This window comes from Desulfocapsa sulfexigens DSM 10523 (assembly GCF_000341395.1).
Lineage (GTDB): Bacteria > Desulfobacterota > Desulfobulbia > Desulfobulbales > Desulfocapsaceae > Desulfocapsa > Desulfocapsa sulfexigens.
In genome coordinates this window covers 1,066,455-1,081,281 of record NC_020304.1, presented here as the reverse complement: position 1 = coordinate 1,081,281, position 14,827 = coordinate 1,066,455, and the positions used below count along the sequence as shown (strand labels likewise).

The window sequence follows — 14,827 nt, the reverse complement described above, 5'->3', positions numbered from 1 at the left end:
GGTAACGGAAAAAGCATTTAATTGGTTTCCTGGTGATTAGATATTGGGTTTTCTGTGGTAATATTTTGGTGCAGATAGTTATTGATTAGATTGTGGGTGTTAATGACCAGAACATGTTCTGTAACCCCGAGATCCCCGATGAATTCTATGAGCCGGTCCAGGGTGTCTTTTTTAGGCTGCAGTTGTGGTTTCAGGGATGGTGTTGGGTGGAATTCTTCCTGTTTGTAAATGGTTACAATGCTGTCTACCTGTAGGGCAACAAGACGCTTGCCGTCTCGACAGATAATGAGCCTTGAGGATGTCTCTGCAGCCTCTTGTTCGGGATAGTCGTAGAAGTGGCGTAGATCAACCACCGGAATTACCTGTCCCCGGAGGTTGAGTACTCTGGAGTCGAATCCGCGTGCTCCTGGAATTGGCATCAGTATGTCATGCTCGATGATTTCCTGGACATCCTTCAACTCTATAGCAAAGTGTTTTTCGATGGAAAAAATCAGGTAGCAGTTTTCAGTAATGAGGTGTCTTGATTCTGCGACTGTGAGTGTTTCGACATCGTTGTCGTTGTCACCGCTCTTTATTCTGGCCATGGATTTAAGAAGTTCCATCTGGCTGGTGACGAGATTAGCCACATCAAGAAGAATGATATTGCGACCGGTTGTTGGCTCATATATACCGCTTACAGATTGATTTTCTCCAGATGGCATTTGAAGAATTTCTTCATTGCAGACAGTAAGAATTTCAACAATTTGATCTATGATCATGCCAAAATTCAGCGCATCTGTTGTCATTACCAGAATACGACTTAATTCCCCGGCTTTTACTGCAGTTCCACCGTTTAAGAGCGCACTGGCGTTCATAACCGGTATTGTTCGGCCACGTAACTGCAGGGCACCCTCGAGGCAGTCGGTCTTAAACATATCGTCAATTTCAGTAATAAAGGTGAGTTCTCGTGAGTTTTCCACCGGAACACCATATTCTCTTCCCTCTGAGGAGAATATGACATATCTGGAATACGTTCGTGTTTTGGTGGATTGAGGTATGGCTGACGAGCTATCGATGCCATCGGTCAAGAGGGTTGGGTCCTGGAAAAGACGTTTTAAATCAAGAACCTCAAGCGTGCGATGCTGGTCGCGCAGGGTGATCAGATCGGAAATGATATAGTCTTCGGATTGTAAGGCAGGTTGGATCGGGAGAAGGAGGGAATCATCAACCCGCAGTACTTCTTTGATGTCATCAAAGAGTAATCCGAATTTCTGGTTTGCCAGGAGAACAACGGCAATCTTTGCATCTTTGTCATATTTTGATGCCCCTTCAAGGCACATTCTTTTCTTCAGGTTCAGTACGGGAATGACCGCGTCCCGAAGGTGCATAATGCCTTCAAGAAAGGGAACGCTGGCTGGAAGCGGTTGGATTTTCTCAGTGAGAGATGTTGCTTCCGTTACGCTCTCTGCGGCAATGGCAATTTCCAGCCCTGAATCCCGATCCAGAATAAATGATGCAAAAAGTTGTTCTGCCATAATTTAGACTCCTTTGAAGTATGACACAAAATTGAATTAAACACTGAACCTCTCAGTGCCACTATGTGGTTATTGTGTGTCATGTCAGCGAGTTATGTTAAGCAATTGCTGTGCCAGTCATATTTGGGAATCGTTAATATTCTTAAACAGTATGATAACAGCTGATTGTGTTCTTGGGTCACTCCCGTTGAGAGGGTAATGATTTTGTCGGACCTGTTCAGGAAAGTAGCCCTATGGTTAGTTTTGTAGCCATGTGACTACTTTTCTGGACAGAAACACAATTGCGTTATCTGCTCAGCATTCGTTTATCAGTGTCTCACCAGTAAAATGCTAAATACCAATAAAATGTTCACTGAAACAGTCAGATGAGAGAGAGGCTGAGTGGTATGGCACTCTTGAGGGGAAAATATTTTTTTTGGAACAGGGAGTTTGGAAAGAGTGAAAAAAACGCGGATATGGATAATAATTGTGCAAGTAATGTGGTACTCCACTTACGGGCTTGGTTCTGGGTGAAGTACCACGAGAGGATTATTCCATCCAGCTGTAAAAATCTTCTATGTCTGCTCGCTCAGTACGATAGGCGTTTACGGGTGAGTCCATATCCGGATAGCCGACTGAAAGGCCAAGGATTAATCGTTTGGAGGCAGGAATACCCAGGCATTCTTTAACTTCCTTTGCGTAATCGGTGGCGAATGCCTGAGGGACGGTGGCGAGTCCTTTGGCGTGAGCTGCTAGCATCAGGCTTTGAGCAAAAAGACCAATATCAAAGAGTGACCATTCGCTGAGTGATCCATCCTGATAAAGATAGATGGCATGAGGTGCATAGTAAAAGTTGAAATTGGCCTTTTTGGCTTTGACGATCATTTCCGGAGCACCAAGATCAATGCCCGTGAGTTCCATGCGTTTCGCAAGAAGATGACTGATGTTTTTCTGTTCCGCTTCGGGCCAGGAGGTAGGGGCCACGAGGTCTGGACTGTTGGTTTTCCGTTCTTCCAGCAGACCAATGAGCATTTTGGAGAGTTCCTGCTTTTTGTTGCCGGAGAGTATTATGGCCTGCCAGGGCTGAGAATTTTTATAGGAAGGACTCCACCTGGCTGTTTCAATCAGCTCCTCCAGGTCTTTTCTCGGAACAGGGTCTGTGGTGAACTTTCTGATGCTTCTGCGTGTTTTGATGCATTCAAGAGTATCCATGGCTAGAGTATGGTAGGTTGAAGGAATAGTAGGCTGAAGAGTAAAGGGAGTATATAATACCTGTCTCCTGAGCTCTTCGCAGAATGTACTGTTTACAACTGGAACTATAATGGATAAAAGGTTTAGGTCGAAATGTCCAAATATTTTTCCTGTTTTCCCCTCTGGTACCTTTAAGAGATTTGCATGTTCAAACAGTGGCAGAAGTGGCGAAAAAAAAGCAGGTATCGTGCAGTGTCAGGGGTCTGTGTTCCTCTTGTCACAGGTATGGCTGCGACAACGGTCATGGAGTTCACCGACAGGATTTTTCTTTCTCATTACAGTGTTAATGCCCTGTCAGCTGTGGTCCCTGCCGGGGTGACTGCTTTTCTGATTCTCTGCTTTCTGGGTGGGGTTGCCGGGTATGTTTCAGTGTTTATTGCCCAGTATCACGGTGCAGGTATGCCGGAAAAAATAGGGATCACACTGTGGCAGGGAATTTTCTTTACCCTTCTCTCCGGGGTGATACTTCTGCTGATAGCCTGTTTTGTCTCCACTCCTCTTTTTATCCTCGTCGGTCACAATCCAGAAATCCGGGTGCTCGAAATTCAATATTTTACGATTCTTTGTCAGGGAGGCATGCTTCATGTGGCTATCCAGGCTCTGTCTGGTTTTTTCACCGGTAGAGGAATGACACGACCGGTGATGAGTGCAAACATTATCGGCATGGTGGTCAATATTCCGCTGAATTACGCGCTGATTAATGGCATCTGGGGCATGCCGGAACTAGGCATACGCGGGGCTGCCATCGCTACTGTTGTTTCCTGGGGAGTGGTGGTACTGTGTCTGGCACCTCCAATTTTTTCGAGGTATTTTATTTTAGAGTTCAAGTTGCTCGAGACCATAGCCCTGGATCGAGATATTATGGGAAAACTGTTTAAATACGGGGTTCCAGGTGCCCTACAGTTCAGTCTTGATATTTTCGCTTTCACTTTTTTTATTCTTATTGTCGGGCGTATGGGAATCGTACCCCTTGCTGCTTCAAATATTGTGATATCGATCAGTTCACTTGCCTTTATGCCCGCTCTCGGTTTTTCTTTTGGCATAAGCAGCATGACCGGTCAGGCTCTGGGAAAAGGCAGGCCGGAGGAGGCCAGGGCTGCTGCATGGAGTGGTATTCATCTGCTGATGCTCTATACCATGTCACTAGGCGTCCTCTTTCTATGTGCACCGGAAACTATAATTTCATTTTTTATGAAAAAAGGGACGATGGGGGGCAGTTATGAGGAAATATTGCGGGTGGGATCAATCATTTTACGGTTTGTTACAGTTTATATTCTGCTTGATGTCTTTTATATGATATTTGCCGCAGTTTTGAAAGGAGCAGGAGATACCCGTTTTCTTCTTTTGGCAATTTCCGCGGCCACACTCAGCTGTATGCTTATTCCTCTCTTTGTCGGCATTACCTATTGGGGGATGGGAATATATGCTGCCTGGGGCTGTGTCGTTTTTTTTATTGGAATCCTCTGTTTGCTGATTTCCTGGCGTTATCACAATGGTAAATGGGAACAGATGCTGGTAATTCGAAATTAGTCTATCGTGGTGGCTGATGCCAGGGATCTTCCGGTGGCATGCGTATCTGTTGGCCGGAAAATCCCTGGAAAGGTTTACTGATTGAAGGTGAAACGGTATTGAAAATTTTCGGCATCAAGCCAGTCAAGGGTTCTGGTACCGATCTGGGCAAAGGGATACCCAAAAGTATTCAGCGGAATACCATGTTGCGGCGGGTTCAGCTGCAGGTCACGTCCCATTGCAAGTTTCACTCTATACTGATCCCAGCCACCCCAGAAGTAGTCACGGTAGTATTTGGTTTTGCTGTCACCGGGCTCAAGTGTTTGTGTAAGCATCATTTTCCGGACGTCGGCGGGATCTACGGGGACCCAACCGTAACCGGGGAGATAAAATTCAGCCCAGCAGTGTTGCCAGCTGCTTATATCCTGTTCCGCTTTTTTTCCCTGTCGAATACCAAAAACTTCCCGTGCGGGAACACCGGCGGCACGACTCAGTGAAACAAAGACAGAGTGAATGTCGGTGCATTTTCCTCCTGGCCGTTCAAGAAGGAGACAGACATCTCCAGGGCCACATCCTTTTGTGGCGGGATCACGATACATGTTGTCACAGATCCAGTCATATATTGCTCTGGCTTTCTCTAGAACCGTTGTTTTTCCATCGGTGATCTGGTCGGCCAGGATTTTAACCTCTCCATCAATCGGTCCAAGGCTTGTGGCAGCAAGGTAGGGGGCATAGTCAGCGGGATCCCAAAGCGTTTCTTTTTCTGGAAAATCACGGCGAATTACCTCCTGACGCACAACATGAAAGGATAAACTCAGTTTTCTACTCGTGGCTCCCTTGTTCCAGCGGGCATAGAGGATGGGGGTTGAATAGGTCTGGTCACTGTACACTGCCGATTCGGCATAATCCCCACTGATTTGTATTTGGGAGATGATCTGATCACGATCCGAGAGCGGATAGGGAATCCACAGCTGAGCCTCTTCGTTCACATCGTGTTTGGAAAGGTCAAAGTCCATGGTAATTGTGCCACTGCTTTCATTTGCAGCCAGACTCCATAGCGGTGAAATAAGCGAGCATATTACAGTTAGAACAAGAAATAATTTTTTCATCATTGTGCCTTTGGAGTATTATTTATTGTTGCTGACCAGCATTTCCCGGTATGGCCATTTGGCAACGCCACCTTTTAAAATGGTCAGTTTTTCCTCAGGAACTCCCTGGCTTTTCATGTAAGAGTAACAGCTTTTTGCACCACCACCACCTCTTGGGCAGATAACAACAACATCGTGTCCGGTCTTTTTATAGGCCTCTACTGCTGGAAGAATCAGATTCTTCTGTGCCTCTGTTTTTACAGGAAATGCATTCGTTTCTATTGATCCCGGGAAATGGTGGGACGCAAATTCATCTTTTACCTGGATATCTACGATGATCATTTCTTTGTCAGCCTCAAGCCATGCCTTGAACTCGTCAGCTGTCAGGAAATTATAGGAATCAAAAATGGCTGCCACATTGAGCAGAAAGATGAAAAGCATTGAGATAATACTGATTTTTTTCATGAGAATTCCTCGTTGGTTAATAATGAACAGTTTGAAAAAAAAGGATGAGGAAAAACTTATAAATTGTTTTATTGTATAACACAAATAGGAAATATCTATGGCATACTTCTTGTACATAGATATCGGTGATATGGCGATTATAGGTACAGGAGAGATCATGGAAATCAGAAAACTTGAGGCTTTTTGTAAAGTGGTGGAATTGAAAAGTTTCACCCGTGCTGCCGAGGCGATGTTGTTATCTCAGCCCACGATCAGCGAGCATGTCCGTAGCCTTGAGGAGGAACTTGGTCAAAAACTGGTGGATAGACTCGGACGTGATATCGGTGTAAGTCCCGCTGGAAGCGTGTTGTACGGTTATGCCAGAAAAATTCTTGAAACCAGAAGTGAGGCTGTTCAGGCAATTGAGCAGTACAGTGGAAAGCTGGTTGGAAGGATCCGCCTTGGTTGTGGTACAATCCCGGGAACGTATATCCTGCCCCGGTTAATTGGGGATTTTTGTAATCAAAATTCTTTAATAAAGGCAACACTCACGATTAGCAGCTCACGCATTATCTCAAAAAAGGTACTGGATGGAGATATTGAATTTGGAGTCGTTGGTGCTAAATGGAATGAAAATGGCTTGACTTGGACTGAAATGTTTTCAGATGAATTGACACTTGTGGTTTATCCTTCACATCCATGGGCCTTGAAGAAAAAAGTGTCCATACAGAAGGTGCTTGAGGAGCCGTTTATATTGCGGGAACCTGAGTCTGGAACGCGAAGGGTTTTTTCGAGAATTTTAGAGGAGAATGGATTTTCGGAGAGCAGCCTCAGGGAGGTTGCGGAAATAGGCTCCACCGCTGCAATTAAAGAAGCAGTGAAGGCCGGAATGGGAGTGTCCATACTTTCACGCCTGGCTGTGACAGATGAGGTTGAGTGCGGCCGACTGGTGAGCGTTGCTCTGTCAGGAAAAACTCTGTATCGCCCTTTTTATCTGATTCAGCGTAAAAACAGGGCATTGTCTCCCGTTACTTCGGCTTTTCTTAATTATTTGGCAGGCTGCGACGGTTGTTGAGAGTAGCACATGCATACTGCAGAGAGTTTCGTGCAGCAATTCACGTTGTACTTCAGGAGATCGAGTGAATCCGGCATAATTGTCCCATGATAGCCACCTGTAAGTACCTATCCTAAATAACTGCAACACTAACGTCGGTTCGAAACCACACTTTTCTCTTCGTATACCACACAACTGCCTACTGTGGCATGGGGATGCGCCACATGTGTGTTCCGAGGGTAGTGGAGGACTCTCCCTATCATGTCGAGTAATACTAATTACTTATACTGTGAGTCTGTTGTTGTTTTCCGGATAGTAAAAACTGGCATCATTGATGCTATATAAAAGGCAAGAAAACAGAAAAGAGCACAAACTCAAACCTATACGGAGGACACCATGACTGCAAATACAATTACAACGACCAGAACTCAAGTAAATGCTGGATACGAAACTTCAAAATTTGCACTCGGTGTTGGTATGGCAACGGCTGCAATGATCGGACTCTGGGCCACAGCATGTATGGTAAGTGTATTAATGAATAACGGAGTGGTTGGAACAGCGAAGGCGTTGTTGACCGCAATTACTGGCTAGTAGAGAGAAAGAATCGAAGGGAAAGAATACATTCCAACAGATCAGGAGGACACCATGACTGCAAATACTCATACAGTAACTAGAACTCAGGCTAATGTTGGATACGAAGTTTCTACGTTTGCACTTGGATCAGGAATGGTTGTGGCTGCACTCGTTGGAATCTGGGGCACAGCGTGCCTGGTAAGTGCTCTTGTAAATATCGGTCCTCTCAATGTGGTTAAAGGCTATGTTGCTGCGCTTGTCGGCTGATAGATAATAATCATAAAAAGGTGCTAAAAGCCTTCTGCTCGAGAAGCAGGAGGCTTTTTTTTGTGCAGGTAACTCAGTGGCTTTCTTTTTTTATATCTCTGTGAAAGTGAGTGACGGCTTCAAAGTCTTCACGGAGCAGATTTGCCAGGGCTTCGGTTACCGCAACGGAGCGATGGTGCCCACCGGTACAGCCGATGCCTATCCGCAGCTCATCTTTACCGCTCTGCCGGAGTTGGTTTGCATGAAATTTTATTATACGGTGGAGTTGCTGCAAACACTCTTTTCCAGAATCATTGTTCAGGACAAAATCAGCAATAGAGGCTTCCAGGCCTGTGAAGGAACGAAGTTCCTTTTCATGAAACGGATTAGCGAGAAAACGTACATCAAAAAGAAAGTTTACATCCTGCGGCGGGTCATATTTATAACCAAAAGAAAACAGGGTGATTGGGAAATTGGATTTACTGCTCATGGAGCAACTCCCAGAATTTCATCCCTTGTATAGAGGGCGACCACAGGGCAGTTATCCATCTGATTGAGTTGGGCAAATTTCAGTATGTTTTCAACCCCGTTGCCATTTCCACTGTCTATTATGATGATAATTTTCACAATATAGGCACCAAACTGTATCACTTCTTCAAGAGCCCGAATAAGCTGACTTCCCGTTGCAACCACATCTCCGAGTAATGCCACACGATCCCCTGCCTTGATCCGTGATTCGATCCATTTGGGTTCCATTAAGTTACCTTCTTTGCGCATGGAGTCACGGATGTAGAATACCCCGATTTCTTTCAGAAAAGCAGCGCGGCAAAGGACGGAGGCAATTGGATGGCCAGGTCCGCCCAGGGCACAGATATTGAGATCTTTGATTTCATTGTAGACAAGTTCACCTGCCAGTTTTATTCCCTGATGCTTGAGGGAAATTTTAAAAAAATCGAAATGATCCGTTATGATACCCGATGGGGTGCGATAGTGTCCGTCCTCAATATGGGCGCGTTCTGCAATGAGTTTTCTGAGCTCTTCTCTGCTATCTGGCATGATTTCCTGTTTTGTCTCTTTTCTTAATGTGGTGTCGCGGTGTGTTTCCCACGATGTTTTTCTACTCAATTTTTAGATACTGAATATTATTCATATAGAGAGTATATGGATTCTGCAAGCCCATTACTGATCTTTTTTGGCGTCGTAGACCACGATAAAAGGTTTTTTCAGTTTTTTTGCCAAGCTGTCAGCCAGTGAGCCAAAGAAAAATTTTCTGACACCCTGAGCGCGGATAGCTCCCATGACAACAATATCGTGTTTCTCTGCCTCCTGTTGGATACATTCCACCCGGGAATCAGTGGGGACTGCCTTTACTGAGAGATGTACCCGCTTGGGTTGTTCCTTCAGCCAGTGATAGACCCTTTCAGTATGAGCATTAATATCGTCCTGGTCTGTATCAGAGCTGATAAGATAGAGCAGTTGAATCTGATGTTCACCGACGGTATCGAGTGCAGCTACAACTGGATAGACCTCAGCAAGGTCGTCCATATCGGTGACGGGAACGAGGATTTTTTCTGTATGCAGGATACCATAAAATTGTACAACCACCACCGGGCAGGAGACATTTTCAGCGACTGTTTCCAGTATTTTCGGGAAATCCGAGGTCTCATCGTGGAGGGGATAACTGAGGACGACAGCCTTGGCGTTGTTGTATTCAACAGCTGCCACCAGGCCCGAGGCAATTTCACGGTCTGGAACGACTTCAGTCAATAGATTGTAGCCCATGGATTTGACTTCTTCACGTTCTGTCTGGAAGTAGTTCGCAGGAACCGGAGGTTTATCTGCGCCCCGGACGAGTACGGCCATGGGGAGAGCCTTATGATAATGGGCAAAAATTGTAGCAATTCTTGCGATGCCGTTAACGGTATGACGACGTGTTGCTCCAAAAACAACAACGCTTTCAGTGGTGGCTGCAGGCTGTAGTTTCTGCCAGGTCCAGGGGAGAATTTTTATACCTGCCTCGGATCTCATGAATTGATCGCATTCCTTTTCTGTGAAACCGAGACACTGTGGTTCTTCATGATCCTCATGATCAGGCAGAGTGGCCTCTTTGGCTCCAATGACCGCAAATTTTGCAGAAAGAGGGCCAATCAGCTCGGAGAGAAACACCCCCGTGAGGACCACCGGTGTAATAACCGAGGAGTAAAATGCCAGGCTGGGGTCTGCACTGATAAGAAAAATGAGACCAATGGCGACTCCTGCCTGGGGAACCAGGGTGAAACCAAGATGTTTTCTGACAACATCAGGGGTGTTGCCGAAACGAGATCCAAGCTGAACTCCGCTGATTTTACCTGTTATTCTGGCTAGAAAATAAACAATACCGAGGATTCCCACACTGCCCAGAGTTTTAATGTCAAGATGGGTTCCAGCCAGTGTGAAAAAGAGTACATAAATGGGCGGTTCAAAACTATTTAGAACCCGAAACACACGTACATCACGCTCTGCCTTGTTTACCAGGGTAAATCCTGCGACCATACCTGCAAGCAGAGCTGAGAGGTTCATAAATACTGCAAACTGACTGCAAAGGAGTAGAATAGCAAGTCCGGCGGTGAGCATTTCCCCATCTTTTTTGAGTCTTCTCAGGACCGTTTCCAGGCAAAATCCTGTAACCCAGCCAAGGAGCAGGGAGAGGAATATTTCAAGGAAACCATTTCCTATCGCGAAGATCAGAGGGATTTCGCTTTGACCTATAATCTGGTGGGTGAGGGATACGGCAAAACCAAAAAGGATGATTGCCAGCCCATTATCAATGGCGACAATGGCCATTAATGTTGATGTGAGAGGGCCTTTGGCTTTGAGTTCCCGGATTACCAGCAGCGTTGCAGCAGGAGCAGTCGCCACACTTACGGCTCCCAGGAGAATGGAAAGTGCCAGATTTTCTTTCAGCTGCCAGCCATCAATGTGCAGGCCTGTCAATGTGATCACTCCAAATATTGCGGATGTGACTACAACAAGGGTACAGCTTGTTTCAAAGAGGGCAATAAACAGAAGGCTTCTGGCATGTTTTTTGAGATTTTTAATCTCAATATGCTCACCAATCCCAAAGGCAATCAACATAAGGGCAATATTGGTGAAGTGATCCAGATTGTGACCGATGGACTGTTCGGATATAAGATTGATTCCGGTGGGACCAAGAAGCAAACCGGCTATAATGTAGCCGGTGACAGAAGGCAGGTGTATCCGTTGACATATTTTTGCCGCAATAAGGCCGATAGCAAGAAGGATGGCAATACCAGTGGTTATCATAAATGTATGTTTGAGTTGGTGGAGGGGATAGTATCCCGGAAATCTGTTGCCCGTAAGTCTACATCTTCTCTATTGCTTTCCATAGGAAAAAGAAATCTGTTTTTAATTTGTCGAGCGTGTAAATTTCCCCATATGACTTATCTGGTAAGGAAAATCCGAAAGAACTGGGAGAGGAAATGGAGGGCGGTACAATAAAAATACGGGGAATTTTACTGATGCTCTGTGCTTCAATCTGTTTTGTGACCATGGCCACGTTGGTCAAGGCCCTTGATGATTCTCTGCCACTCACAGAACTCATGTTTCTTCGTTGTCTGCTGGCAATTCCTTTTCTCTTTGCGTCACTTATGAAACGGGGAAAACCACTGGTTGCTAGAGCCTGGGAGACTTTGTTGCTCCGTACCCTCTTTGGCGCTATAGCCATGTTCAGTTTTTATTACGCCCTCACGAATATGCCCCTTGCCGATTGTGTCTTTATTGGCCGTACTCAGCCTCTGCTCCTTGTTCTCGCTGCACCCTTTATTGTAGGAGAACGTGCTCCGAAAGAGGCATGGGTTGCGGTCCTCTGTGGACTTGCCGGTTCACTTATTATTATGCGGCCAGGACTTGACTGGAGTGTGGCATCCTGGGTGGCACTGCTTGCCGCCGCCACGTCAGCCATTGCTCATCTTCTGGTGAGAAGGCTTGCCCGTACCGATGATGCTGGTGTGATCGTTTTTAATGTTACCGTCTTGCTGGCACTTATCAGTGGGATACTCTGCTACCAAAGGTTCCAGATGCCTAGCTGGCAGCAGTGGGGGGTGATTGCCGGAGTTTCACTTCTGGCAAGCTCTGGACAATATCTGCTTACTTTGGCTTATCGCCACGATAAGGCGCCGGCAATTGCCGCATCTAGTTATGCCTCCGTTGTCCTCTCAGTACTATATGGCTATTTCTTCTGGGGTGAGGTGCCGACCCTGGCTACCTGGATTGGTGGACTCTGTATTGTCACTGGTGGTCTCTGGCTTGTGTATAGCCGTATTCGGAGTAATACTATCTGATTTCTTGCCAGATTCGGCCGTTTCTGTTCCTGATTACCATCGAAACTCAGCTTTGCAACCCGGAGTTGTTCCGTGTCGATTATATGGGACGCCATAAACCCATCCCTGGGGGCTCTGCTGCGGCCGTCCAGGCCGCAGATGCCCATATAATCAACACGAAAAAAAACTCCTCCTCAGGTGGGGATGCCACCACCATAGTTTTTTCCGTGATTCTTTTATGTGGTCAGCCTATTATACGAGTACTTCGTGATTTTTGAGGGACTTTTATCACCCGCTCAATATGGATGAACTGTGAGGGGGCTATGAAATACAACTACAGGAAAAAAATGTATTCCATCTTTGAGACAGATATTACGGTACGTCCTGATGATATCGACATGAATAACCATGTTCACTATTCCAGGTATCTGGATTATATCCTTATGGCCCGCTATGACCAGATGAAAAAGGATTACAAGGTAGCAATGGAGGAGTTTGTGGCGCGCGGGTTTTCCTGGGTGGCCACAGAGGTGAATATCCAGTATAAGCGGCCAATATTGCTGCAGGACGGCGTCGTAAAAGTACGTACCCAGCTTGAAGAATTCCATGGTGCCAGGGTGATGATTAATTTCTGGATCGTAAAGGGAGAGCGTGAGAAGGTCGCTGCCCAGGGAAATGTCAGTTTCACCATGATCACGGTGAAGAGTGGGCGGCCCACCCGTGTCCCTGATGATATCGCGGCGCAGTATCAGATATGATCTCTTTTCCTCTGTTCACGTTCCATGCTGATGAGGGTGCTCACCATAGGGATGAATATGTTCATGGCTATGGATCTGTTTCTCTTCACAGCGGATGAGTTTGCCATCGTGGAGAGTGTAGAGTCTGCTGCAGGTGGAGGCAAGAAAGTCCAGGTCATGGGAGATGATGATATGTGCCAGGTCCTGGTTCCGCAGGATCTCTATTAATCGTTCTCTGGTTGCCGGATCGAGATTGTTACTTGGTTCATCAAGGAGCAGCAGTTTTGGTTCCATGGAGAGGATGGTGGCGAGGGCCACAAGCTTCTTCTCGCCGCCTGATAATTTATGGGTGATACGGTCTTCAAAACCGAACAGACCGAGGTGTTCCAGGGTTTTTATTGAGACTTCCCTGGCACTATCCGGTGTCATTCCAAGGTTGAGAGGGCCAAATGCCACATCCTCCAGCACCGTAGGTGAAAAGAGCTGATCATCCGAGTTTTGGAAGAGGAATCCTAGCTTTCTTCGCAGGGAACGAAAATCTTTTTCATTCTCCATTACCGTACCATCCAGGAGAATTTCTCCCGTTTCAGCCTTTAGCAGTCCCATTATAATTTCAAAAAATGTTGTCTTGCCACAACCATTAGGACCAATCAGCCCAATGCGATCAGTATCGATATGGAAGCTGATACTGTCGAGCAGTGGTGCGCTGTGGCCCGGATGAGAGTAACTGATATTACGGAGTTCGAGGAGTGGTGCCTTGCTCATATAGGATCACAGTGGAAGAGGGACAAATGAAAAACCGCTAAGTATCAGGCTGACCAGAAGGGATATAAAGAGAAAAAAGTAATCGATCCGGGTGGGACTGGGCTGGTTCAGGGGAATAAGTCTGCCGCTGAAGCCACGGAGTACCATGGCCTGTTGTATCTGCTCTGCACGGTTCCAGCTTTTTACCAGGGTCATACCAAAGAGATGACCGTAGGTGCGGTAAGTGTGCAGTGAGTTGGCGGGGATAAAGCCCCTGAGTTTTGCCGCTCGCTGGAGTCGTGTATATTCCTGGTGAATAACAAAGAGCTGACGATAGGAAAAGAGAAGGAGGAAGACGAGCTTACGCGGCATCCCAAGCTTTTCCAGGCCATGGCCAAGGTTCACAGTAGTGGAGGTGGCAAGGAGTGCCAGAAAGCAGAAGAGGATTCCGTTACTCTTTAATGCAATAAGTGCCGCCATGTGCAGACCATCCAGGCTGAAGTGGAAGAATCGCAGGTGCGCTGTCTCATCCCCACCATAGGTAAAGGGAAGGGTGAGAAGAAGAAAAAGGGTGAAGATATTGACGACTGCGATCCGTTTGAGAACACGGGACGGATTCGGCCTGGAAAAGAAGAGCAGAAGCGCTGTAATAAGACAGCCTGTTGTTGCTATTATAAATGAGGTTGTAAGGGCAAGTACCAGACTGAGGCATGCGGCAGCAATAAGTTTGACCCGGGGATCGCGTCTGTGGAAAAAACTTGTGCCAGTGGCAAAGGGCTCCTCCATCATTTCTTGGACAGATCTGTTGGACGACGATTTTTTAACCAGGCAACGAGTCCCGCAAGACCAAGAAGGTAGCCGATACCGCCTATGATGTCACGAAAACCAGGTTTTCTGTTCTCAGCGGCCGCAAGGCTTCGTTTGATGGGGGCAAGCTCCTGGGAGAGTATTTGTCGGATCATCTCTTTGAGTTCGTCATTGTCGACCGTGGCAGGCGCCTGGGCAGGAACGTTAACGGGTGGTTGAGTGGAGAGATACTCGTCTGCCGGGATCAGCCACTGGCTCTGATGTCCTTCGCTTCCGCTGACCACGACCAGGAGATCCATTTTCCCTTCTCTGGCAAGGGCCGGGATAGCGAAGGTAAAAATTCCTTTTTTATCTCCTGTACCCTCCAATAGAATAGCTTTGGATTTATTATCCTGTATGGTTACAGTCCCGTTGATTAATGGCCTGTTCCCTGAAAAACTTGACTCCACGGTCACCGTATTCCCCGACACCCAGGCGAAGACATGAATTTTATGGGCCTGTGCCAGACAGGGTAGGAAAAGGAGACAGCAGAGAAGGAAAACTGTTCGTTTGAGCATAGTAT

17 protein-coding genes are annotated in these 14,827 nt (G+C 46.5%); 7 read left to right on the top strand and 10 right to left on the bottom strand.

Annotation, left to right across the window (positions count from 1 at the left end):
* Positions 1-17: 17 nt before the first annotated feature.
* Together UWK_RS04765 and UWK_RS04760 are read right to left on the bottom strand one after the other, a co-directional pair.
* On the bottom strand, positions 18-1,514 hold the full coding sequence (locus UWK_RS04765; protein ID WP_015403220.1) for a chemotaxis protein CheW: 1,497 nt from the start codon (positions 1,512-1,514) through the stop codon (positions 18-20).
* Between the two features lie 528 nt (positions 1,515-2,042).
* Positions 2,043-2,705, bottom strand: coding sequence for a nitroreductase (locus UWK_RS04760; protein WP_015403218.1), 663 nt, complete (start codon positions 2,703-2,705; stop codon positions 2,043-2,045).
* 183 nt (positions 2,706-2,888) lie between these two features.
* On the opposite strand from UWK_RS04760, the gene UWK_RS04755 reads away from it, so the two are divergent.
* Positions 2,889-4,274, top strand: a complete 1,386-nt coding sequence (locus UWK_RS04755) for an MATE family efflux transporter (RefSeq protein WP_015403217.1) — start codon at positions 2,889-2,891, stop codon at positions 4,272-4,274.
* A 74-nt stretch (positions 4,275-4,348) separates the two neighbouring features.
* Here UWK_RS04755 and UWK_RS04750 read toward each other — a convergent pair whose 3' ends face one another.
* Both UWK_RS04750 and UWK_RS04745 read right to left on the bottom strand, forming a co-directional pair.
* Complete coding sequence (locus tag UWK_RS04750; RefSeq protein ID WP_015403216.1) at positions 4,349-5,362, bottom strand: transglutaminase-like domain-containing protein; 1,014 nt, start codon at positions 5,360-5,362, stop codon at positions 4,349-4,351.
* Between the two features lie 18 nt (positions 5,363-5,380).
* A complete protein-coding gene (locus tag UWK_RS04745) occupies positions 5,381-5,806 on the bottom strand; it encodes a rhodanese-like domain-containing protein (RefSeq protein ID WP_015403215.1) in 426 nt (141 codons plus the stop codon).
* A gap of 97 nt (positions 5,807-5,903) precedes the next feature.
* Between UWK_RS04745 and UWK_RS04740 the strand changes: the two genes are divergently transcribed.
* The 3 genes from UWK_RS04740 to UWK_RS04730 all read left to right on the top strand — a co-directional run bounded on the left by UWK_RS04740 (position 5,904) and on the right by UWK_RS04730 (position 7,679).
* Positions 5,904-6,860 (top strand): selenium metabolism-associated LysR family transcriptional regulator, encoded by a 957-nt coding sequence (locus tag UWK_RS04740; protein WP_015403214.1) that lies wholly within the window; start codon positions 5,904-5,906, stop codon positions 6,858-6,860.
* A gap of 375 nt (positions 6,861-7,235) precedes the next feature.
* Positions 7,236-7,430 carry a hypothetical protein gene (locus UWK_RS04735; protein ID WP_015403213.1) on the top strand — a complete coding sequence of 65 codons (195 nt, stop codon included), beginning with the start codon at positions 7,236-7,238 and terminating at the stop codon, positions 7,428-7,430.
* A 54-nt stretch (positions 7,431-7,484) separates the two neighbouring features.
* Positions 7,485-7,679, top strand: coding sequence for a hypothetical protein (locus UWK_RS04730; protein ID WP_015403212.1), 195 nt, complete (start codon positions 7,485-7,487; stop codon positions 7,677-7,679).
* Positions 7,680-7,752: 73 nt separating this feature from the next.
* Here the strand turns inward: UWK_RS04730 and UWK_RS04725 are convergent, their stop codons facing one another.
* From UWK_RS04725 to UWK_RS04715, 3 genes are all read right to left on the bottom strand, one after another.
* Positions 7,753-8,148: a RapZ C-terminal domain-containing protein gene (locus UWK_RS04725; protein ID WP_015403211.1), complete on the bottom strand. Its 396-nt coding sequence runs from the start codon at positions 8,146-8,148 to the stop codon at positions 7,753-7,755.
* Complete coding sequence (locus tag UWK_RS04720) at positions 8,145-8,714, bottom strand: orotate phosphoribosyltransferase (RefSeq protein ID WP_015403210.1); 570 nt, start codon at positions 8,712-8,714, stop codon at positions 8,145-8,147. Before UWK_RS04720 ends, UWK_RS04725 begins: the two co-directional genes overlap by 4 nt.
* Before the next feature lie 123 nt (positions 8,715-8,837).
* Positions 8,838-10,961 (bottom strand): cation:proton antiporter domain-containing protein, encoded by a 2,124-nt coding sequence (locus UWK_RS04715; RefSeq protein ID WP_015403209.1) that lies wholly within the window; start codon positions 10,959-10,961, stop codon positions 8,838-8,840.
* A 176-nt stretch (positions 10,962-11,137) separates the two neighbouring features.
* Between UWK_RS04715 and UWK_RS04710 the strand changes: the two genes are divergently transcribed.
* The 3 genes from UWK_RS04710 (at position 11,138) to UWK_RS04705 (ending at position 12,735) form a co-directional block, all read left to right on the top strand.
* Positions 11,138-11,998, top strand: coding sequence for a DMT family transporter (locus UWK_RS04710; RefSeq protein ID WP_015403208.1), 861 nt, complete (start codon positions 11,138-11,140; stop codon positions 11,996-11,998).
* An 83-nt stretch (positions 11,999-12,081) separates the two neighbouring features.
* Positions 12,082-12,255, top strand: coding sequence for a hypothetical protein (locus tag UWK_RS18910; protein WP_153304822.1), 174 nt, complete (start codon positions 12,082-12,084; stop codon positions 12,253-12,255).
* Positions 12,256-12,300: 45 nt separating this feature from the next.
* A complete protein-coding gene (locus tag UWK_RS04705) occupies positions 12,301-12,735 on the top strand; it encodes an acyl-CoA thioesterase (RefSeq protein ID WP_015403207.1) in 435 nt (144 codons plus the stop codon).
* Between the two features lie 15 nt (positions 12,736-12,750).
* On the opposite strand, the gene UWK_RS04700 is transcribed toward UWK_RS04705, so the two are convergent.
* From UWK_RS04700 to UWK_RS04690, 3 genes are read right to left on the bottom strand one after another with little or no spacing between them, the layout of a single operon-like run.
* The gene (locus UWK_RS04700; protein WP_015403206.1) at positions 12,751-13,479 is read right to left on the bottom strand and encodes an energy-coupling factor ABC transporter ATP-binding protein; all 729 of its coding nucleotides are present in this window, start codon (positions 13,477-13,479) and stop codon (positions 12,751-12,753) included.
* A 6-nt stretch (positions 13,480-13,485) separates the two neighbouring features.
* On the bottom strand, positions 13,486-14,247 hold the full coding sequence (cbiQ, locus tag UWK_RS04695; protein ID WP_015403205.1) for a cobalt ECF transporter T component CbiQ: 762 nt from the start codon (positions 14,245-14,247) through the stop codon (positions 13,486-13,488).
* Complete coding sequence (locus tag UWK_RS04690) at positions 14,244-14,822, bottom strand: hypothetical protein (RefSeq protein WP_015403204.1); 579 nt, start codon at positions 14,820-14,822, stop codon at positions 14,244-14,246. The genes cbiQ and UWK_RS04690 overlap by 4 nt, the downstream gene beginning before the upstream one ends.
* Between the last annotated feature and the right edge of the window lie 5 nt (positions 14,823-14,827).